Annotated in this window: 18 protein-coding genes and 1 pseudogene; 10 read left to right on the top strand and 9 right to left on the bottom strand. The window is 73.3% G+C overall.

Features of this window, described 5'->3' with window-relative positions:
- The first annotated feature begins 22 nt into the window (after nt 1–22).
- Nucleotides 23–1,369 (top strand): aspartate aminotransferase family protein, encoded by a 1,347-nt coding sequence (locus ACOJVX_RS11395; protein ID WP_030225894.1) that lies wholly within the window; start codon nt 23–25, stop codon nt 1,367–1,369.
- Between the two features lie 358 nt (nt 1,370–1,727).
- Nucleotides 1,728–2,507 carry an isocitrate lyase/PEP mutase family protein gene (locus tag ACOJVX_RS11390; protein WP_026420218.1) on the top strand — a complete coding sequence of 260 codons (780 nt, stop codon included), beginning with the start codon at nt 1,728–1,730 and terminating at the stop codon, nt 2,505–2,507.
- A 245-nt stretch (nt 2,508–2,752) separates the two neighbouring features.
- On the opposite strand, the gene ACOJVX_RS11385 is transcribed toward ACOJVX_RS11390, so the two are convergent.
- Nucleotides 2,753–3,520, bottom strand: coding sequence for an ABC transporter permease (locus ACOJVX_RS11385; RefSeq protein ID WP_026420217.1), 768 nt, complete (start codon nt 3,518–3,520; stop codon nt 2,753–2,755).
- Entirely contained in the window at nt 3,517–4,470 is a 954-nt protein-coding gene (locus tag ACOJVX_RS11380) for an ATP-binding cassette domain-containing protein (protein WP_051314280.1), read from the bottom strand. The genes ACOJVX_RS11385 and ACOJVX_RS11380 overlap by 4 nt, the downstream gene beginning before the upstream one ends.
- A gap of 60 nt (nt 4,471–4,530) precedes the next feature.
- Here ACOJVX_RS11380 and ACOJVX_RS11375 point away from each other — a divergent pair, with 60 nt between their 5' ends.
- On the top strand, nt 4,531–5,268 hold the full coding sequence (locus ACOJVX_RS11375) for a TetR/AcrR family transcriptional regulator (RefSeq protein ID WP_418153435.1): 738 nt from the start codon (nt 4,531–4,533) through the stop codon (nt 5,266–5,268).
- Nucleotides 5,269–5,431: 163 nt separating this feature from the next.
- Here the strand turns inward: ACOJVX_RS11375 and ACOJVX_RS11370 are convergent.
- Nucleotides 5,432–5,683: pseudogene (locus tag ACOJVX_RS11370) on the bottom strand (GNAT family N-acetyltransferase); the annotation flags it as partial.
- Between the two features lie 694 nt (nt 5,684–6,377).
- Between ACOJVX_RS11370 and ACOJVX_RS11365 the strand changes: the two are divergent.
- Genes ACOJVX_RS11365 through ACOJVX_RS11355 form a run of 3 tightly spaced genes read left to right on the top strand, consistent with a single transcriptional unit; the run spans nt 6,378 to nt 9,282 of the window.
- Entirely contained in the window at nt 6,378–7,442 is a 1,065-nt protein-coding gene (locus tag ACOJVX_RS11365) for a FecCD family ABC transporter permease (protein WP_422647511.1), read from the top strand.
- On the top strand, nt 7,439–8,275 hold the full coding sequence (locus tag ACOJVX_RS11360) for a heme ABC transporter ATP-binding protein (RefSeq protein ID WP_026420214.1): 837 nt from the start codon (nt 7,439–7,441) through the stop codon (nt 8,273–8,275). Before ACOJVX_RS11365 ends, ACOJVX_RS11360 begins: the two co-directional genes overlap by 4 nt.
- On the top strand, nt 8,272–9,282 hold the full coding sequence (locus ACOJVX_RS11355; protein WP_418153437.1) for an ABC transporter substrate-binding protein: 1,011 nt from the start codon (nt 8,272–8,274) through the stop codon (nt 9,280–9,282). Before ACOJVX_RS11360 ends, ACOJVX_RS11355 begins: the two co-directional genes overlap by 4 nt.
- A gap of 731 nt (nt 9,283–10,013) precedes the next feature.
- Here the strand turns inward: ACOJVX_RS11355 and ACOJVX_RS11350 are convergent.
- A complete protein-coding gene (locus ACOJVX_RS11350) occupies nt 10,014–10,670 on the bottom strand; it encodes a TetR/AcrR family transcriptional regulator (protein WP_030107072.1) in 657 nt (218 codons plus the stop codon).
- Between the two features lie 57 nt (nt 10,671–10,727).
- Here ACOJVX_RS11350 and ACOJVX_RS11345 point away from each other — a divergent pair, with 57 nt between their 5' ends.
- Complete coding sequence (locus tag ACOJVX_RS11345; protein WP_418153439.1) at nt 10,728–11,465, top strand: SDR family NAD(P)-dependent oxidoreductase; 738 nt, start codon at nt 10,728–10,730, stop codon at nt 11,463–11,465.
- 46 nt (nt 11,466–11,511) lie between these two features.
- A complete protein-coding gene (locus ACOJVX_RS11340) occupies nt 11,512–11,829 on the top strand; it encodes a DMT family transporter (protein WP_026420210.1) in 318 nt (105 codons plus the stop codon).
- A gap of 90 nt (nt 11,830–11,919) precedes the next feature.
- On the opposite strand, the gene ACOJVX_RS11335 is transcribed toward ACOJVX_RS11340, so the two are convergent.
- The 4 genes from ACOJVX_RS11335 to ACOJVX_RS11320 form a co-directional block, all read right to left on the bottom strand.
- Nucleotides 11,920–12,474, bottom strand: coding sequence for a CGNR zinc finger domain-containing protein (locus ACOJVX_RS11335; RefSeq protein ID WP_026420209.1), 555 nt, complete (start codon nt 12,472–12,474; stop codon nt 11,920–11,922).
- Between the two features lies 1 nt (nt 12,475).
- Nucleotides 12,476–13,441 carry a ketopantoate reductase family protein gene (locus tag ACOJVX_RS11330; RefSeq protein WP_422647510.1) on the bottom strand — a complete coding sequence of 322 codons (966 nt, stop codon included), beginning with the start codon at nt 13,439–13,441 and terminating at the stop codon, nt 12,476–12,478.
- Nucleotides 13,442–13,621: 180 nt separating this feature from the next.
- Complete coding sequence (locus tag ACOJVX_RS11325; protein WP_026420207.1) at nt 13,622–14,338, bottom strand: ABC transporter permease; 717 nt, start codon at nt 14,336–14,338, stop codon at nt 13,622–13,624.
- 38 nt (nt 14,339–14,376) lie between these two features.
- Entirely contained in the window at nt 14,377–15,261 is an 885-nt protein-coding gene (locus ACOJVX_RS11320; protein WP_026420206.1) for an ABC transporter ATP-binding protein, read from the bottom strand.
- Nucleotides 15,262–15,578: 317 nt separating this feature from the next.
- On the opposite strand from ACOJVX_RS11320, the gene ACOJVX_RS11315 reads away from it, so the two are divergent.
- Together ACOJVX_RS11315 and ACOJVX_RS11310 are read left to right on the top strand one after the other, a co-directional pair.
- The gene (locus tag ACOJVX_RS11315; protein ID WP_418153442.1) at nt 15,579–16,742 is read left to right on the top strand and encodes a sensor histidine kinase; all 1,164 of its coding nucleotides are present in this window, start codon (nt 15,579–15,581) and stop codon (nt 16,740–16,742) included.
- A complete protein-coding gene (locus ACOJVX_RS11310) occupies nt 16,739–17,341 on the top strand; it encodes a response regulator transcription factor (RefSeq protein WP_026420205.1) in 603 nt (200 codons plus the stop codon). Before ACOJVX_RS11315 ends, ACOJVX_RS11310 begins: the two co-directional genes overlap by 4 nt.
- 195 nt (nt 17,342–17,536) lie before the next feature.
- Here ACOJVX_RS11310 and ACOJVX_RS11305 read toward each other — a convergent pair whose 3' ends face one another.
- Nucleotides 17,537–18,109 (bottom strand): TetR/AcrR family transcriptional regulator, encoded by a 573-nt coding sequence (locus tag ACOJVX_RS11305; protein WP_035292881.1) that lies wholly within the window; start codon nt 18,107–18,109, stop codon nt 17,537–17,539.
- Nucleotides 18,110–18,139 lie beyond the last annotated feature (30 nt).

Here is an 18,139-nt window from a genome sequence, read left to right as displayed (position 1 = left end):
CCGCCAGGAGAAGGGGCAGGACATGGGCATGACCACCGACCCTCAGACGACCGCGCGGGCCGCCGAGTCGGCCGACGAGTTCTGGGCGACGGCTCGTCGCCACCTGATCCGCTACGCCCACAACGACTTCGTGCCCGCCATCATCGAGCGGGCGGCGGGATCCGAGGTCTTCGACTCGGAGGGCCGCGCCATCCTGGACTTCACCTCCGGGCAGATGAGCGCGCTGCTCGGCCACTGCCACCCGGCGATCGTCGAGTGCGTCAGCCGGTCGGTCTCCAGGTTGGACCACCTGTTCAGCTGGATGCTCAGCCGTCCGGTGGTGGACCTGGCCGCCGCCCTCGCGAACACCCTGCCGTCCGGGTTGGACAGGGTGATGCTGCTCAGCACCGGCGGCGAGTCGAACGAGGCGGCCATCCGGATGGCCAAGCTCCACACCGGCGGCCACGAGGTCGTCTCCTTCGACCAGTCCTACCACGGGGTCACGCACGCGGCCGGCGCCGCGACCTATGGGATCTCCCGGCGTGGTTACGGTCCGGTGGCCCCCGGCAACCTCGTGATCCCCACGCCGAACGCCTACCGGCCGCTGTTCGAGCGGGACGGGCGGCACGACTGGCGGACCGAACTCGACCACGCCTTCGCGATGGTGGACCGCCAGTCGGTGGGCAGCCTGGCGGCCTTCATCGCCGAACCGATCCTGAGCACGGGAGGGGTGATCGAGCTGCCCCCGGGGTACCTCACCGCGCTCAAGCGCAAGTGCGAGGAACGCGGGATGCTGCTGATCCTCGACGAGGCGCAGACCGGTCTGTGCCGCACCGGTGACTGGTACGCCTTCCAGCACGAGGGCGTCGCCCCGGACATCCTCACCCTGTCCAAGACGCTCGGCGCCGGGCTGCCGCTGGCGGCGGTCATCACCAGCGACGAGATCGAGTCCACCTGCCACGACCGGGGCTTCTACTTCGGCACCACCCACGTCTCCGATCCGCTGGCGGCGGCGGTGGGGCTCACGGTCGTCACCGTCCTCCAGGAGAACGCCTTCGACCGGACCGCGCGCCAGCTGGGCGACCGGCTGCGCCGTGGGCTGCTCGAGATCCAGTCCCGGCACGAGCAGGTCGGCGACGTGCGGGGCCGTGGCCTGCTCCAGGGCATCGAACTCGTCACCGACCGCGAGAGCAGGACCCCGGCGCACGACTTCGGCGGTGCCGTCACACAGGCCTGTTTCGAGCTGGGCCTGCACCTCAACATCGTCCAGTTCCCCGGGAGCAGCAGCATCTTCCGGATGGCCCCGCCGCTGACCACCACGGACGCCGAACTGGACCGGGGACTGGACATCCTGGACCAGGCGCTGACGACCGTCGCCGGACGGGGCTGAGGGGCGGACGACGTCCGAGCCCGGGCGGGACGTCGGGTCGCACCGTGGTGGCGCCAGCCCCCGCCAGGACCTCGGAGGTCCTGGCCGGCCCGGGTGGCGGTGACCGATCGGGCGGAGCCGGGCCGGTGGCACCAGGGCTGGTCGCCGCTCCGGGGGCTCCCCGGGCTGGGCGATGATGTCCCACCGGCACCGGGGAGCGGGCCGCGGTGCCCCGGTGGGAGCGGACCGGCGGCCACCGGGAGTCCCCGCGGGGGCGGAGCGCGGGGCGCCGGCCGCGTTCGCCGCCGAGTCGGCCCGCCTGGTGGGCGGGCATCGACTGGAGTACCGGCAGCCGCCGTCCGCCGCTAGGTTGATCGGCATGACCTCAACGGCGGAGAAGGCCACCCTGCTCCAGGAGCTGCACGCGGCACCGGAGCCGCTGCTCGTCGTCAACGTGTGGGATGCGATCACGGCGAAGGTCGTCGCCGAGATCCCGGGAACACGGGCGCTGGCCACCGCGAGCCACGGCATCGCCGCCTCGCGCGGCTACCCCGACGGGGAACGCATCCCGCGCGACGAGATGATCGCCGAAGTGGCGCTGATCGTGCGCGCGGCGGGTGACCTGCCCGTGACCGCCGACCTCGAGGCCGGCTACGGCGACCCGGGTGGCACGATCGCCCGCGCGATCGAGGTGGGGGCCGTCGGCGCCAACCTCGAGGACCAGATGAAGCCGTTGGCGGAGTCGGTGGGGGCGGTCGAGGCCGCGGTGGCCGCCGCCGAGGCCGCCGGGGTCGACTTCGTGCTCAACGCGCGCACCGACGCGTTCCTCAAGGCTGGGGACCGCGATCCCGAGGAGGTGCTCGCGGACGCGATCGCCCGGGGCCGGGCCTACCTCGACGCCGGCGCGTCGAACGTCTTCGTGCCGGGGAGGCTCGACGTCGACCAGGTCACCCGGCTGGTGTCCGAGCTGGGCGAGCGCAAGGTCAACCTGATCGGCGTTCCCGGTTCGATCTCGCTGGAGGTGGCGCGGGAACTCGGGGTCAGCCGGGTGTCCTACGGACCGTGGAGCCAGAACGTCGCCCTGACCGCGCTGGCCGAGCTCGTCGAGGACGTCCACGCCGGTGGTGGGCTGCCGGCGGGCACCCGCACGTTGAACTGACCGACCGGCTGGGACACCCCGCCAGCCCCGGCGGCGGCCACTCCCCCGAGAGCCGCACCACCGGGTGGCGGGGTCCGGGCACCCGTTCGACGCGGATCGATGAGGAGAGGTCCGCCGCGTGGGGAAGGGCGGCCGCCGTGGCGACCGCCCTCCGTGGGACGCCTGGCCCGCTCCGGCACGCACGGGAGGTCAGGCCTGGCGCCCCCGCCGGGGTGCGCACGGGACGCCGAACCGGTCGCGAGTGCTCAGCTCCGGGCGGCGCGGTCGAACAGGCGTGCCGTGAGCAACGTCGCCCCGACGCCCAGGCCCACGAGCCAGAGCAGCGAGTGGGTGAGGGTGGTCGAGTCCGGAGCGCTGGTGGCGAGCCCGCGCAGCGCCTCGATGACGAGGGTGACGGGCTGGTGCTCGGCGAAGCCGCGCAGGAACCCGGGCAGGTTGTCGGCCGGCATGAACGCGGTGGACAGGTAGGGCAGGAACAGCGCGATGAAGCTGAACATGCCCGCCGACTCCACGGACTTCGACGCCAGCCCCCAGGCGGCGGCGATCAGCGTGAACACGAGGACGTAGGCCGCGAGCAGACCCACGATGCCCAGCCACTCCAGCGGGGTGGCGGTCGGCCGGAAACCCATGGCGACCGCGACGAGCAGCACGATCACGATGGAGGCCAGGTTGCGCAGCACGCTGGCGAGGACGTGTCCGAAGATGACGCCGGACGCCCGGACCGGCATGGTGCGCAGCCGCTGGACGAAGCCCTTGGAGACGTCGGTGTGGATGGACGTCGCGGTCAGGGCGGCACCGAAACCGGCGCACAACAACATCACGCCCGGGGTCACGTAGTCGGCGTAGGAGCCGCCCACGGTGGAGTCCAGGGCGGAACCGAACACGGTGACGAACAGCAGCATGATCGCCACCGGTGCGACGACGGCGGTGACCAGGCTGTCGAGGTTGCGCAGCGAGTGGGTGATGCTGCGCTTGGCGAAGACCAGCTCGGCGGGGAGCGTGGCGGTGCTCATCGGGCGGGTTCCTTGTCGGTCGGTGCCGTCGCGGTGCTGTGGCCGGTCAGGGCGAGGAAGGCGTCGTCGAGGGTGGGGTTCTGGACGGTGAGGGTGCGGACGTGGCGCCCCTCGGAGTGCAGGCGGTTGAGCAGGAGGCGGACCCGCTCGGGGTTGCCGTCGGTGACGGACCGGATGACGGCCCCGTCGTCGAGGACGAGTTCGACGGTCTCCCGCCCGACCCGCTTCTTGAGCTCCGCCGCCGTGCCCGAGGCGACGATCGCCCCGCCGTCGAGCACGGCGATGCGGTCGGCGAGGACGTCGGCCTCCTCCAGGTACTGGGTGGTGAGGATGATGGTCCGCCCGCCGCGCGCGAGCCGGGTGACCACGTTCCACAGCGCCGCCCGGCTCCGGGTGTCCATCCCGGTGGTCGGTTCGTCGAGGAAGATCAGCGGCGGGGAGGCGACCAGGCTGGCCGCCAGGTCCAGGCGGCGGCGCATCCCTCCCGAGTAGTGGCCGACGCGGCGGTGGGCCGCCGCGGTGAGGTCGAACTCCTCGAGGAGCTCGTCCGCGCGTCGGAGCGCCTCGGACTTCCCGAGCCGGAGCAGGCGCCCGACCATCACCAGGTTCTCCCGGCCGGTCAGCTCCTCGTCGACCGACGCGTACTGCCCGGTGACGCTGATGAGTTCGCGCACCCTGGCCCGATCGCGGACGACGTCGTGCCCGAGGAGCCGGGCGGTCCCCCCGTCGGCCCGGACCAGGGTGGTGAGGATGCGGATCAGGGTGGTCTTGCCGGCGCCGTTGGGGCCCAGGAGTGCGAGGACCCGCCCCTCCGGGACGTCGAAGGTCACGTCCCGGAGGACCTCGCGGTCGCCGTAGCGCTTGCGGATCCCGGAGACCGCGAGAGCCGACTTGTCGGCGGTCGGGCGATCTACGAATGGTGGTGTGAGCTGGGGTGATGACCTCGTCATGCGTACAGCGTAACAGTTACGCAGTATGAATGCGCAAGGGTTACGCAGTAGGATGGCCGCATGGCGAACGAGCACGAGGGGAACCTGGCTCCCCCTCAGGTCCCCCGAGCGGTTCTGCTGGCCTGGGGCCGGTCACCCGCCACCACGAAGGGGCCCCGGCCGAGGTGGACGCTCGAGCAGCTGCTGGCGGCGGCCGTCCGGCTCGGCGACGAGCAGGGCATCGACGCCATCACCATGAGTGGGCTCGCCAAGGCACTCGGCAGCGGGACCATGTCCCTGTACCGGTACGTGGAGTCGCGGGAGGACCTGGTGATCCTCGCGGCCGACCACGCCCTCGGCCCGGGTGGCGCCCCCGAGGGCGCGGGCTGGCGGGACCGACTCCGCGCCTGGGTCCGCGACCTGCGCGAGGCCTACGAACGGCACCCGTGGCTGACCGCGATCCCCGTCGGGACGGAACCGCTGCTGCCGTCCTACCTGCACCGACTGGAGTCGGGACTGGCGTGCCTGGAACCCACCGGGATCTCCGGCGAGCGCGCGGTGACCGTGCTGACCATGCTGTGGACCTACACCCGGGGTGAGGTGGAGCAGTACGCCCAACTCGCCACCCTCGCGGAGGAGGCGGCCACGGGCGTCAACGAGGTCCTCGCCGCGCGCCTGCGCGCCCTCACCGGCGACGCGTTGCCCAGGGTGCTGGCCACCCTCGAACAGGAGGCGGCATCGACAGCGAGCGACCACGACGAGTTCGACGCCGCGATCTCCATCGTCCTCGACGGGCTGACACCCCCCACCGAGAGGTAGCGGCCCCGCGAGGGGGTGTCAGCCCGAGCCGGCGGAACCCCCGGCGGGCCGCTCGTAGCGGATCTCCAGGCCGTCCTCGTCGTCCCACTGCTCCCCCCACCCGCGTGAAGTGGAACCGCGTCGCGAGATGGGTGGAGACCAGGTTGTCCGGGCTGATGCTCAGCCGCACCGTGCGCACCCCCGGTTCGGTGGCCGCGCGGTCCAGCAGGACCTCGAGCGCGGCCGCCGCGTAGCCCTGGCGGCGGTGAGTCGGCTCGACCGCGTAGCCGATCTCCACCATGCCGGACTCGTCGGGAGGTCCGTGGTACCCGGCCCGGCCCACGGCCAGCCGTCGTCGTTCGTCCCAGATGAGCCCGGTGACCCATGCCGCGCTCGCCGGCTCCCGGGCGACCCGCTCGGCACGGCGGCGCCACACGCCCCGCCAGGCCGGCCCCGCGAAGTAGGGGGAGACGGGCACGGGAGCGATGGCGTTCGCGCCGTCGAGGTCGCCGGCGGCGAGCGCGCGGAACACCGGGCCGGACAGGTGCACGATCCGCACCCGCCGGAGGAGGTGGGCGGTCACGGACGTGAGGCTCCCAGACGCGCCGGTCCCGGGGCCACCGGTTTACCGCCTCGCACTCGGAGCCGCGGACCGTCCCGGCCGCGCGGTCCACCTCCCACCCACCGGCTACCGCCGTCGACGTCCCGGCCTCCCTGGCGCGGGACGAGGCCGGCCGCCCGAGGTGGGAGCCACCAGCGGGTCCACCCGCCACCGTTCACCCCTCTCGTCACGCGCGGCGGTTCCTCGCCCGGGCGACGGCCCGGATCAGGGGGCGGTCGGGGCGCGAGTCCGGTTCGGCTGGTGCGGTCCTCCCGGCCACGCACGGAGATGACCGCGTGCGCGGCAGGTGGCCGCCTGGCACCACCCTCCCGCGCGGAGTCGTCCGGTCGCGGACCGAGACCCTCGGCTGGCGCGCGACACGCGACGCCTCCGGGACGCCGAGGGAACCGAGCGCGGGAGTTGCGTCGCGGCTCACGTTCCGTTGACAGCGCGCGCCGCCGACGACATACGATCCGGTCGACAATGATTTTCATTTCTTCTGGGCCGGTTCGGTCCCGCTAGGTGAGCTGTGAAGACCTCCGTTGCCGCGTCCCCGGCTCGGCGCGCGCGGCGCGGCCCCCCGCGTGCCGCCATCGTCCTGACCGGACTGACGGCCCTGCTGCTGGTCGTCGTGGTCGCGGCGGTGTCGCTCGGCCCGATACCGGTGCCTCCTCGGGACACCGTGCTGGTGCTGCTGCACCGGCTGGGCGTGGTGGCATCGGCGGGCCAGTACGAGCTGGTCGTGGAGACCATCCGACTCCCCCGGGTGCTGGTGGCACTGGTGGTCGGGGCGGCGCTCGCCGTGGCCGGGACCGTCATGCAGGCCCTGTTCCGCAACCCCCTCGCGGATCCCGGTGTCACCGGGGTCTCCAGCGGCGCGGCCACCGCCTCCGTGCTGGTCCTGGCCACCGGGGCCACGGTCCTGGGCCGTTGGGTGCTGCCGGCGGCGGCGTTCGTGGGCGCGCTGGCGGCGTTGGTCGTCGTGCACCTGGTCGCGGCCGCGCGGCGCGACCGGTCGGCCTCGACCCTCCTGCTCATCGGGATCGCGCTCAACGCGCTGCTCGGCGCGGTCATCAGCGCGGTGCTGGCGAACGTGCCGGACGACCGGGACGTGCGGGGCATCGTCTTCTGGCTCAACGGTGATCTGGTCGCGCGCACCTGGGAGCACGTGGCGCTGGCGCTCCCACCCGTCTGCGTGGGCGTCGTCGGCGTCCTGCTCCTCTCCCGCGACCTCAACATGCTGCTCCTCGGTGAGAGCGCGGCCCGGTCCTCCGGAGTGGACGTGCTCCGCACCCGCCGCCTGCTGCTCACCCTGGCCGCCCTGATCACGGGGAGCGCGGTCGCGGTGGCGGGAGCGATCGGCTTCGTCGGCCTCGTCGTGCCCCACGTCATCCGCCTGGTGGTGGGGCCCGATCACCGGCTGCTGCTCCCCGCCGCCGCGCTGTTCGGCGGGTCCTTCCTCGTCCTCGCCGACCTCGGCGCCCGGATGCTCCTCAGCCCGGTCGTGCTCCAGACCGGGACGCTCACCGCGTTGATCGGCGCGCCCGTCTTCCTCCTGCTGGTCCTCCGGCGGGGACGGCGAGGTGCGCGGTGACCGGTCCCCCTCCCCGCCACGGAGCCCCGGACGACCTGCCGCTGGTCGCGGAGGAGGTGAGCGTGGTCATCGACGGTCGTCCGGTGCTCGTCGACGTCACCGTGCGCGTGCGAACCGGCGAGGTGATGGCGCTGGTCGGTCCCAACGGAGCCGGCAAGAGCACGCTGCTCTCCGTCCTCGCGGGCCTCCGGCGGCCGGAGGGCGGGGACGTCCGGCTCGACGGGACCCCGACGCGGTCGCTGCGTCCCCGGGTCCTGGCGCGCTCCCTGGCCCACGTGCCCCAGGACACCGCACTGGACTTCGAGTTCACCTCCCGGCAGGTCGTGCTGTTGGGCAGGCACCCCCACCTCCGCCGGTTCGCCCCGGTGGGCCCGGAGGACGAGCGGATCGCGGACCAGGCGTTGCGCGACGCGGGAGCCGACCGCTGGTCCGACCAGGAGGTGACGACGCTCTCCGGCGGCGAGCGGCAACTCGTGCACATCGCGAAGGCGCTCGCGCAGGAACCCCGGGTGCTGTTGCTCGACGAGCCGGTCGCCGCCCTCGACCTCCGCCACCAGCTCCACGTGCTGCGCCTGCTCCGCGAACTGGCCCGACGCGGAACCGCCGTCGTGGCCGTGCTGCACGACCTCAACCAGGCCGCCCGGTTCTGCGACCGGGTGGCGCTGCTCCACCAGGGCGGTCTGCTCGCCGACGGCCCCCCGGAACTGACGCTCACGAGGGAGAACATCGCCGTCGCCTACGGAGTGCGGGTGGTGGTCCGCCACGACCCCGACACCCGGAGCCCACGCGTGGTCCCCCTGGACATCGACGAAGGATCAGGAGACACCCGATGACCAACCCGGTACGCCGAGGCTCACTCCTCGGCACCACGTCGCTGGCGGTGGTGCTGCTCGCCGGCTGCGCGACCACCCCGGCGGACGAACCCGTGCCCGCGCCGTCCTCCGCGCCGCCCGGTGCCGCCGCCTCCTACCCGCGCACCGTCGGAGGCGGCGGTCAGGGCGAGCCGGTCACGATCCCCTCGGAACCGACCCGGATCGCCGCCCTGTCACCGGACGCCGCCGAGGCCGCGCTGGCGCTGGTGGGGGCGGAGCGGCTGGTGGCGGTACCGGCGAGCGTGACCGGCACCCACCTCGGCAACCACGTCGAGGATGCGGCGGCGGTGTCGGAGCACCTGCCGCCGGGGACCAACCCGGACCCCGAGCTGGTGCTGTCCCTGAACCCGGACCTGGTCCTGGTCACCCCCCGCCACGACGGCGAGCAGGACGCGCTGTCCCTGCTCGACGAGAGCGGCGTCCCCGTTCTCGCGCTGGAGCACTGGGACGACCTCGACGAGGTCGCGGGGAACCTGACGCTGTTGGGTGAGGCGCTCGGGGTCGAGGACCGCGCCGAGAGCCTCGTGGCGGACATGGCCAGTCGGCGCGACGCGGTGCGCGATGCCGTCGACGGCGTCGATCGCCCCTCCGTGCTCGTCCTGAGCAACCAGGCCGGCGTGCCGTTCGTCCTCGGCCCCGATTCCTTCACCACCGGCCTGGTCGAGCTGGCGGGCGGTGCCTCGGCGGCCGAACGGGCCGGCGTGCGCCGCACCGGTCCCGTCGACCCGGAGGTCGTCGTCGGTGCCGCGCCCGACGCGGTCGTGCTGGTCGACGTGACCGGCGCGGGTCGCGAGTCCTTCGACAGCCTGCTCGCCCACCCGGCCGTCGCCGACATCCCCTCAGTGGCCGAGGACCGGGTGCTGCTCCTCCCCGCCGCCTCCGCCTTCGCCTCGGGCGGCGCGCACACCCTGGACGGGTTGGAGGAACTGGCCGGCTGGCTGCACCCGGAACGGTTCGACGGGCGGTGACCGGACCCGCTGGGGCGGAGTGCCCTCCGCCCGGCCGGTACCGGCGCGGCGGCACCAGGCGGCCGCGTGCTCAGGGCGGGGCGCCGCCGCTCCCCGAGCCGGACGGACGGCCCCAGCGTGGGGTGATCCGCCGAGGTCCCCGGCCCGGGGTGGCAGTCGGGGGCCCGCCTCGCCAGCGGCACGCCTGACGGCCCCGGGCGGACACGGAAGTGGCCTGGCCGGCACCGGTCCACCCCGCACCGGGCTCCCCGGTGCGCGGGACTGGTCCGGCTGGGCTCACCGTGCCCCCGCTCCTCAACCCTGCTCGTCACGTGGGTGGACGACCAGGTCGGGGCGCCGCCGCGCGCCGCGTCCCCTCCACCTCCGGGGGTCCGGAGCGGACACCGGTACGGGCGTCTCGCCCGGACCCACCGCGCCGGACCTCCCGACCGGACCGAGCCTGCCCGCCATCTCGTCCTTCTCCCGTCCCTCCCGCCTCCGGTCCACGGTCCGCCTCATCCAGTGGACGCGCGCGACCCGGTCCGGGCGGAGGATCCCCGCGCCGCCGCGTGTTTCCCGGCGCGCTCGTCGATGTGACGCCGACTTCCCCCGGGGTTCACCCACGGGTGCGCGAGCCCCCCGCGCGGATCGTCGACCGTCCAGGACCGACGCCCTCGGGACACCGCCAGGAGACCCGCGCGAACTCGGGTCTCCCCTGTCCAGCGCCGGATCCCGATCGGCGGTGGGGCCTCTCACCCGCCGCGCGCGGTGTCGACGAGGTGGTCCCAGGAGGCGAGGGTGATGTCCACGACTCCGTCGAGTTCGGCGAGGGTGGCGCCGTCGCGCGCCTGGATCGACAGGCCGAAGAGCACGGACATCAGGAACGAGGCGAGCCGGTCGACGTCGACCGAGCCGGGCAGGCCGCCGTCGGCCCTCGCGGCGCGAAGACGGGCGCGCAGCCGGTCCCGGTCCTGTTCGCGCAGGGAACGCAGCAGGTCGCGGAGGCCCTCGCTCTCCGGGGAGTAGGAGATCGCGGAGAGGACGACCAGGCATCCGTGCGGGGTCTCGGGGTCGACGTAGGCCCTGGCGTTGTCACGTAGCAGCGCCTCGACCGCGTCCCGCACCGGACCGGGCCTCTCCAGGGCGAGCGTGGTGGTCGAGCGGTCGGGCGAGTTGTAGAACTCGACGGCCTCGCGGAACAACTTCTCCTTCGACCCGAACGCGCCGTACAGGCTCGGGGGGTTCATCCGCATCGCCTGAACGAGATCGGTCAGGCGAGTGCCCTCGTAGCCGCGCTCCCAGAACACCTCCATCGCCTGGCGGAGCGCCGTCTCCCGGTCGAAGGCGCGGGGCCGCCCCCGCCGCCGGGGCTGGCCGGTGGCGTCGGTGGCGCCGTGCGTGCTGGACATGCCCCCAGTGTATATTTTTAATGTTCACTACAAAATTAACACCACTGGGAGAACCTGATGCCGCAACGGAACAAGGTCGCGCTGGTCACCGGAGGGAGCAGGGGGATCGGCGCCGCGATCGCCCGACGCCTCGCCGAGGACGGGGCGGACATCGCGATCACCTACCTGTCGTCGGAGGCAGCGGCCGACGGTGTGATCCGCGAGATCCGCGCCCTCGGCCGCCGCGCCACGGCGATCGCCCTCGACAGCGCGGCGCCCACGGCGGCGGTGACCGCCGTCGACGCGGTGTTCGAGGGGTTCGGACGGCTCGACATCCTCGTCAACAGCGCGGGCACCTTCCCGAACGGTCCGCTGCCCCAGGTGACCGGGAACGAGGTCGACGCGGCCCTCGCCCTCCACGTCAGGGCGCCGTTCCTCTTCAGCCAGGCGGCCGCGCGCGTGATGGGCCCCGGGGGCCGGATCATCACCGTGGGAAGCTCCTTCGCCAACCGCACCCCCTACCCCGGGGTCACCCTCTACTCCATGACCAAGGCCGCCGTCGAGGGCATGACCCGGGGGCTCGCCCGGGACCTGGGCGACCGGGGCATCACCGTGACCGCGGTGCACCCGGGCAACATCGACACGGACATGAACCCGGCCTCGGCTCCCGAGGCCGCCGAGGAGCTCCCCGCCATCCCACTGGGCCGCTACGGCGAGCCTCGGGACATCGCCGCCGCCGTCTCCTACCTCGCCGGGGACTCCGGTCGCTACGTCACCGGCACCGCCCTCACCGTGGACGGCGGTTACAACGCATGACCGGCGGGTTCTCCACCGGGGAGCGACGACGATCGGAGGCGACGTGATCTCATGGTTGCTCCTCGTCGCGGCCGGGCTCCTGGAGATCGGCTGGGCCAGCGCCATCAAGGAGTCCCACGGGTTCACCCGGTTCTGGCCCAGCGTCCTGGGGATCGGCGGAGCACTCGCCAGCTTCGCACTCCTCACCCTCGCGGTCAGGGACCTGCCCCTCGGGACCGCCTACGCGGTGTGGGTCGGCATCGGCGCCGTCGGCGTGGCGGTGGCGGGCGTCGTCTGGTTCGGTGACACCCTCAGCCCGGGCCGGGTGCTCTTCCTCGGCCTGATCGTGGTGGGCGTCGCCGGGCTGAAGTTCCTCGAGAGCTGACCGCCGCGCGAGATGATCCCCCGACCCGTGTGCCGAACGACGCCCGGGGAACCCCGCACCCGGTCCACCGGCCGCGCCTCGTCCCGGGGGTCACGAGCGGCGCTGGCGGTGGGCTCGGACCCGTTCGCGGGTCTGGCAGCGGGTCGAGCAGTAGACCCGGTGCCCACGGCGCGAGGTGTCGAGGTAGACGTCCGCGCACCGCTCGGCGGCGCACAGGCCGGCCGACCGGGTCGCCGGGTCGGTGAGCGCGTCGAGGACGGTGGCGAGCATCGCGGCCAGCAGCGGAGGCGCGTCCGCCGCCGCTCGCCACCCCAACCGGGGCGGGGCCCCCCGGCTGTCGAGACGCGGGACGAGCCCGACGCGGTCAACGAGGGCATCGACGACCGCGTCGCGTGCCTCGCCCGGCTCAGCGGCGAAGACGGCGTGGATCTCCTCCGCGGCGGAGCTGATCTCCTCGTCCGCCAGGCGGCTCCCCCCGGGCCAGGTCTCGTGCAGCCGCATCCGGTACGGGGAGTCCGGGGCGGGGTGACCGCCCCAGGGTCGGGCGGACGCCTGGCGCGGGGTGACCGCCCACTCGTTGACGAGCTCGACCGCCACCCCGACCGGCAGTGGCGGCACGGGCAGCCACGAGCGTGGTCCGGTCATCTCACGGTTCGACCACGGGTCCCGGGCCGACGTCGGACCGCTCCTCCCTGGCGGCCAGTTCCCTGGGCAGCTGGGTGGCCCAGATCAGCTCGTGCACGGGAACGGGGATGCCCAGCGCCGTGGCGTGCCGCACCACGGCGCCGCTCTGGTCGGCCAACTCCGAGGGGCGGCCCGCACACAGGTCCCGCTGGAGGGATGCGGTGGTCTCCGGCGCGAAGCCGTGCTCGTAGACGTCGAGGATCTCGGCGAGATCATCCTCGCCCAGGCGGGCCCCCGACCGGTTGCCGACCGCGATGACCTCCCGCATCGCCCGTTCCACCAGGTCCCGGGTGGGGCGCACGGACCTGGTCCGCCCCACCGGGGCGTCCGCCAGGGCGCCCACTCCCCCGTAGGACGCGATGAGCGCCAGTTTCCGCCACAACGCGGTGCGGACGTCCTCGGTCCACCGCGCGTCCACTCCGGCTCTCCGCAGCACCTCCACCAGTCGGAACCCGGCGGCGTCGGGTTCGGAGTGCCGCAGGGAGCCGAGGACCACGCGGGCCTCGGAGCCGACGAGTCGCACGGCCAGCGGCGCCACCCGCCGCACGATGACGACGACCGTCCCCCCGTACACCGCGTCGGAGGGCACGTGGGCGGCGGCGCGGGCCGGCGCGTCCACCCCGTTCTGGGTGGTGAGCACCCTGCCGCCAGGTTCGAGCGCCGGGGCGATCTCGGCGGCGGCCTCCTCGACCTGCCAGGACTTGGTGGCCACGATGGCGAAGTCGAAGCGGCGCCCCGCCAGGTCGTCGACGAACTCGACGTTCGAGACGACCTCGGTGTTGTTCTCGTTCCGGATCTCCACGCCGCCGCCGGCCGCGGCGCGCACCGTGGCCGGGCGGCCCTTGACCGTCACCGGCTCACCGGCCGACGCGAGACGCGCCGCCAGGTACAGGCCGACCCCGCCCGCCCCGTACACCAGAACACCCATGTCCCACCCCCGATCAGGTAACGCTCATCATGCCATAGAGCCGTTACTACACCAGGGGGATCCCTCGTCCGCGTCGAGGAGGCCGTCAGCCACCCCGCCGAGGACCCCGAGCGCCGGGGGCGGGCGATGTCTGGCACCCTCGCCAGTCCCGCGGGCCCGGACGACGTCCCGCCCGGGTCGTCACCGGCGTGGTTCCCAGCGGAAGAGGCGGGCGGCCAGGGCCACCGAGACGACGACCCAGCTCAGGGTGGGCGCCAGCAGCACCAGCGAATCGGCCAGCGCGACGCCGCCGTTCCACGCGGCGACGACCAGTTCGCTGGCCGCGCCGCCGGGCAGCAGCCGCTTGACGATGGTGAGTTCCTCGGTCCCGGTGAAACCGACCCAGCCGGAAACGGCCATCGTGCCGATGAGGACGGGCAGCGTGGTCACCTGGGCGTGTTCCGGGGAGTTCGTCACCCCGGCCGTCGCCAGCCCCAGGCAGAGCATCATGGCCACCGTGGTGACCACGGCGACCACCAGGAGGAGGACGTCGCTCGGCGCGCCGGCGACCACGCCCAACACGGTCAGGATCACGGTCACCTGGAGCACCGCGACGCCCGTCACCGGCAGCAGCAGACCGGAGAGGATGCGGGTGTCGCTCGCCGCCGTGGAGCGCAGCCGCTTGAGGAAGAGGTTCTGCCGGCGGGCGGCCAACGTGGTCACCGTGGTCGTGTAGAAACCCATCGCCAGCACGAGGAACAGCAGGATCGCCGCGATCGCCCCGAGGTCGAACACGGCGACGGTCTCGTGCAGGTAGATGTAGAGGGCGCTGAACGCCACGGGAAGTACGAACATGGTGACCAGAACCGAACGGTTCCGGAAGAGCTGGACCAGCTCGCCGAGCGCGATGGGGAACATGGAGCGGTCTCCTCCTGGGGTGGGGTTGGTCGGGTGGTCTACTCGGCGCCGATCGAGCGGAAGACGTCGTCGAGGCGGGTCGGACCGGCGTGGAGGTCCCCCAGTTCCACCGCGTTGTCCCGCGCCCAGTCGAGCAGGGCGTGCAGGTCGCGCTGCATCGTGAAGGTCTCGATGACGAACGCCCCGTCGCCGTCCCGGTGGACGTGCGGCGGCGGAGCCACCTCGGGGGTGGGCAGGGAGAAGCGGATCACCGATGGCAGGGTTCGCGTCAGCTCGGCGACGGTGCCCTCCCGGTGGAGACCGCCCTGGTGCATGAGCCCGATGCGGTCGGCGCGTTCCTGCGCCTCCTCCAGGTAGTGCGTGGTGAGGACGATGGTGGCTCCCTCATCCCGCAACCGGTCCACGGCCCGCCAGAGGTCGTCCCGGGACTGGATGTCCAGGCCGGTGGTGGGCTCGTCGAGGACGACGAGCTCCGGTGAGCCGTAGACGGCGGTGGCGAAGTCCAGGCGCCGTTTCTCCCCGCCGGAGAGCTGGGACACCCTGGTGGCCGCCGTGCGGGTGAGGTCGACGACGCCGAGCACCCGGTCGACGCTGTCCGCCCGCTGACTGAGGGCGCCGACCAGCCGCACGGTCTCCCGAACGGTCAGGTCCGGTGCGAAGCCGCTCTCCTGGAGCATGATGCCCATCCGGGGCCGCACCGCGCTCCGGTCGCCGGGGTCGCGCCCGAACACCCGCACCGAGCCCGAGGTGGGGTCGCGGTGGCCTTCCACGACCTCCAGGGTCGAGGTCTTCCCGGCACCGTTCGTGCCGAGCAGGGCGTAGAACTCGCCGCGCTCGACCTGGAAGGACAGGTCGCTGACCGCGTGGAAGTCGCCGTAGGTGACGCCCAGGCGGTCGACGTCGATCACTGGTGTCGTGGACATGCCTCGATCCCACCCGGCCGTGCCCTCCTCGACCAGTGCGCTCCCGTCACCACCTCGCCGTGACGTTGCACCCGGGTGGGCCGTGACACCGTGTCACTGGTGCCTGGTGGTCGCCGGCGGGACACTGGAGCGTCCCCGCCGCCTGACCTCGGAGAACCACCGATGCCCACCGAGCCACCGCCTCGCCCGACGGCGGCCACCGGGACCTCGCTCCCCCGACCGGTCGCCCCGAGGGGGGCGGGCCGCCGGCTCCCGCCGGAACCCCACCGCGCGGGGGGACGGGTCGGACACGCCGGCCGCCGCCCCTGGCAGGTCCGATGAGGCCGCGCCGACGGGCGCGTCGACCACGCGAACGTCCCCAGGGGACGTGGGCCCAGCTGCGCAGCCTCAACCTCACCGTGCTGCTCCCCCCGCTCGCCGCCGTCGGGGTGCTGCTGGTGGTCGTCGACGCCGAGACCTGGTGGCACGGGATCGCCCTGAGCCTGGGCGTGCTGGCCGCCCTCGTCGCGTTCGCGCGGTGGGCCGCCGGCGACGTCCTCCGCGTCGCGGTGCCCTGCCTGCTGGTCACGGGCGCGGTGTGGCCCCTCGGGGTGCTCGTCTTGGACACCCCCAGGGCGTTCTGGGGTGTGGCCCTGACCGGCCCCCTCGTCGTGCAGCAGCTGTCGCGCCACAGGGGGACCGCCTCGGTGGCACTGGTGGCCTTCGTCGCCGTCACGGGCGTGACGAGGCTGCTGGTGTCCGATGACCCGGTCCGCGACACGCTGATCTCCTACGCCATCATCCCGGCCACCCTCACCCTGGTGGGAGCCGCCCTCGCCTTCCCCAACAAGGGGTTCTCCGACCTCCTGCGGGAACTGGAGCAGTCACGGGAACGGGAGGCCGAACTCGCCGTCGTCAGGGAACGGATGCGGTTCGCCAGCGACCTCCACGACATCCAGGGCCACACGTTGCACGTGGTCAAGCTGAAGATCACCCTGGCCGAGAAGTTGTTGCACAGCGATCTCGGGCGGGCGAGGGAGGAGCTCCGGGAGGTGCACGCCCTGGTCGGGGACACCATCAGCCAGACCAAGGAGCTCGCGTACGCGCAGCGGCGGCTGAACCTGGCCACGGAACTGGAGAACGCCAAGAACCTGTTCGAGGCGGCCGGCATCCAGGTGCGCGTCGACCGGGAGGCCGAGGTCGATCCGCGTGCCGGGGAACTGCTCGGCCAGGTGCTCCGGGAGACGACGACGAACATCCTGCGGCACGCCGAGGCCACGCGGGTGCGGATCACCCTGTCCGAGGCGGGGATCTCCATCGTCAACGACGGGGTGCGGGAGGGGCCTTCGCCGGAGCTGCGCGGGCTCCGCACCCTGCGGGAACGGGTCGCGGGTGAGGGAGGGGAGCTGGCGGTGCGGCAGCGGGACGGCCGGTTCGTGACCGCCGCGACCCTCCCCGCTCCGCGAGCCGGTCAGGGGAACGACGGGAGGGACGACCGATGACCACCGTGGTGTTGGCCGATGACGAGGTGCTGCTGCGCAAGGCGTTGGCCGCGTTGCTCCCCCTGGAGGGCGAGGTCACCGTGCTCGCCGAGGCCGCCGACGGGCGGCAGGCCGTGGAGGCCACCCTGCGGCACCGCCCGGACGTGCTCGTGGTGGACCTGGAGATGCCCGGCATGGACGGTCTCGGCACCGTCGCGGAGGTGCGGCGCGCGCTGCCCGAGCAGGTGGTCCTCATGCTGACGCGTCACGCCCGGCCAGGCGTGCTGCGCAGGGCGCTGAAGCTGGGTGTGCAGGGCTTCGTGAGCAAGTCGGCGGAACCCGAGCACATCACCTCGGTCATCACCGCCCTGCACGAGGGCAAGCGGTGGATCGACCCGGACGTGTCCGCCCTCGCCCTCGTCGACGACTGCCCCCTCACCGAACGCGAACTCGACGTGCTGCGGGCGACCTCCCAGGGGTACTCGGTCGCCGAGATCGCGGCGCAGCTCCACCTCGCGGAGGGCACCGTGCGGAACTACCACTCCAACGCCATGCGGAAGACGCAGACGCGGACCCGGCACGAGGCGGCCCGCCACGCCAGGGAACACGACTGGCTGTAGGCGCACGACCGGGGTGGTGAACCGGGGTGGCACCTGTCGCGATCCCGTCCCGCCCGGCGGTGGCGGGTCGGAGCGGTGGCGGGATGGGTCGGGCGGGGAGGCTGGACCGTCCACCGTGGCCGGCCGGTTCCCGCGCGCCCGTTCCGGGCGCGGGCTGGTGGCTCCGCCCGGGTCCGACTTCTCCCCTGGCGCGGCTCACGGGGTGGTGAGGAGGCTCAGCGCGAGGTCACGGGCGCGGGCGTAGGCCTCGTCGATGACGCGCATCCCGTCGGTCACCAGCGCGCCCTCGTGCAGGAGCATGACGGAGCGGGCGGTCGCCTGGGCGTCGGCCGCCCCGGCGGCACCGGCGATGTCGGTGAAGAGGTCGAGCATCCACCGCTTCTGGCCGACGATCGAGGCGTAGGCGGGGTGGTCGGGTTGGCTGATCTCGGCGTGCGCGTTGATCGTGCTGCACCCCTTGCCGCCCTCCTCGGCTGCCCAGTCGGCGGAGGCGTCGAAGACGGCGGCGAGGCGGGCGCGCGGGTCGGGCCCCGCCGCCTCCAACCTGGGGGCGAGGAACGCCCGCCACCGCTGGTCGCGTTGGGCGAGGTACTCCACGACGAGCCGCTCCTTGGAGCCGAAGCGGTCGTAGAGGGTTTTCTTGGTCACGCCGGCCCGGGCGGCGATCGCGTCCACGCCGACCGCGTGGATGCCCTGCGCGTAGAAGAGCTCGTTCGCGGCAGCCAGCACGGCGCGTGCCTTGGGGGTCCATTCGATGTCGGTTCCCACCTGACAAACTATACAGGTCGGTATACCGTG

Source organism: Actinoalloteichus caeruleus (assembly GCF_049311605.1).
Classification (GTDB): domain Bacteria; phylum Actinomycetota; class Actinomycetes; order Mycobacteriales; family Pseudonocardiaceae; genus Actinoalloteichus_B; species Actinoalloteichus_B caeruleus.
Note: the sequence above shows the minus strand (reverse complement) of the source record. Positions and strands in the feature narration are given on the sequence as shown.

Excerpts from the sequence above, each read along its gene's own strand:
- ACOJVX_RS11330 (WP_422647510.1), bottom strand. The coding sequence starts at position 13,441 with ATGGGTGTTCTGGTGTACGGGGCGGGCGGGGTCGGCCTGTACCTGGCG.
- ACOJVX_RS11355 (WP_418153437.1), top strand. The coding sequence starts at position 8,272 with ATGACCAACCCGGTACGCCGAGGCTCACTCCTCGGCACCACGTCGCTG.
- ACOJVX_RS11345 (WP_418153439.1), top strand. The coding sequence starts at position 10,728 with ATGCCGCAACGGAACAAGGTCGCGCTGGTCACCGGAGGGAGCAGGGGG.
- ACOJVX_RS11310 (WP_026420205.1), top strand. The coding sequence starts at position 16,739 with ATGACCACCGTGGTGTTGGCCGATGACGAGGTGCTGCTGCGCAAGGCG.
- ACOJVX_RS11315 (WP_418153442.1), top strand. The coding sequence starts at position 15,579 with ATGAGGCCGCGCCGACGGGCGCGTCGACCACGCGAACGTCCCCAGGGG.
- ACOJVX_RS11385 (WP_026420217.1), bottom strand. The coding sequence starts at position 3,520 with ATGAGCACCGCCACGCTCCCCGCCGAGCTGGTCTTCGCCAAGCGCAGC.
- ACOJVX_RS11390 (WP_026420218.1), top strand. The coding sequence starts at position 1,728 with ATGACCTCAACGGCGGAGAAGGCCACCCTGCTCCAGGAGCTGCACGCG.
- ACOJVX_RS11375 (WP_418153435.1), top strand. The coding sequence starts at position 4,531 with ATGGCGAACGAGCACGAGGGGAACCTGGCTCCCCCTCAGGTCCCCCGA.
- ACOJVX_RS11335 (WP_026420209.1), bottom strand. The coding sequence starts at position 12,474 with ATGACCGGACCACGCTCGTGGCTGCCCGTGCCGCCACTGCCGGTCGGG.
- ACOJVX_RS11395 (WP_030225894.1), top strand. The coding sequence starts at position 23 with ATGGGCATGACCACCGACCCTCAGACGACCGCGCGGGCCGCCGAGTCG.
- ACOJVX_RS11350 (WP_030107072.1), bottom strand. The coding sequence starts at position 10,670 with ATGTCCAGCACGCACGGCGCCACCGACGCCACCGGCCAGCCCCGGCGG.
- ACOJVX_RS11380 (WP_051314280.1), bottom strand. The coding sequence starts at position 4,470 with ATGACGAGGTCATCACCCCAGCTCACACCACCATTCGTAGATCGCCCG.
- ACOJVX_RS11325 (WP_026420207.1), bottom strand. The coding sequence starts at position 14,338 with ATGTTCCCCATCGCGCTCGGCGAGCTGGTCCAGCTCTTCCGGAACCGT.
- ACOJVX_RS11320 (WP_026420206.1), bottom strand. The coding sequence starts at position 15,261 with ATGTCCACGACACCAGTGATCGACGTCGACCGCCTGGGCGTCACCTAC.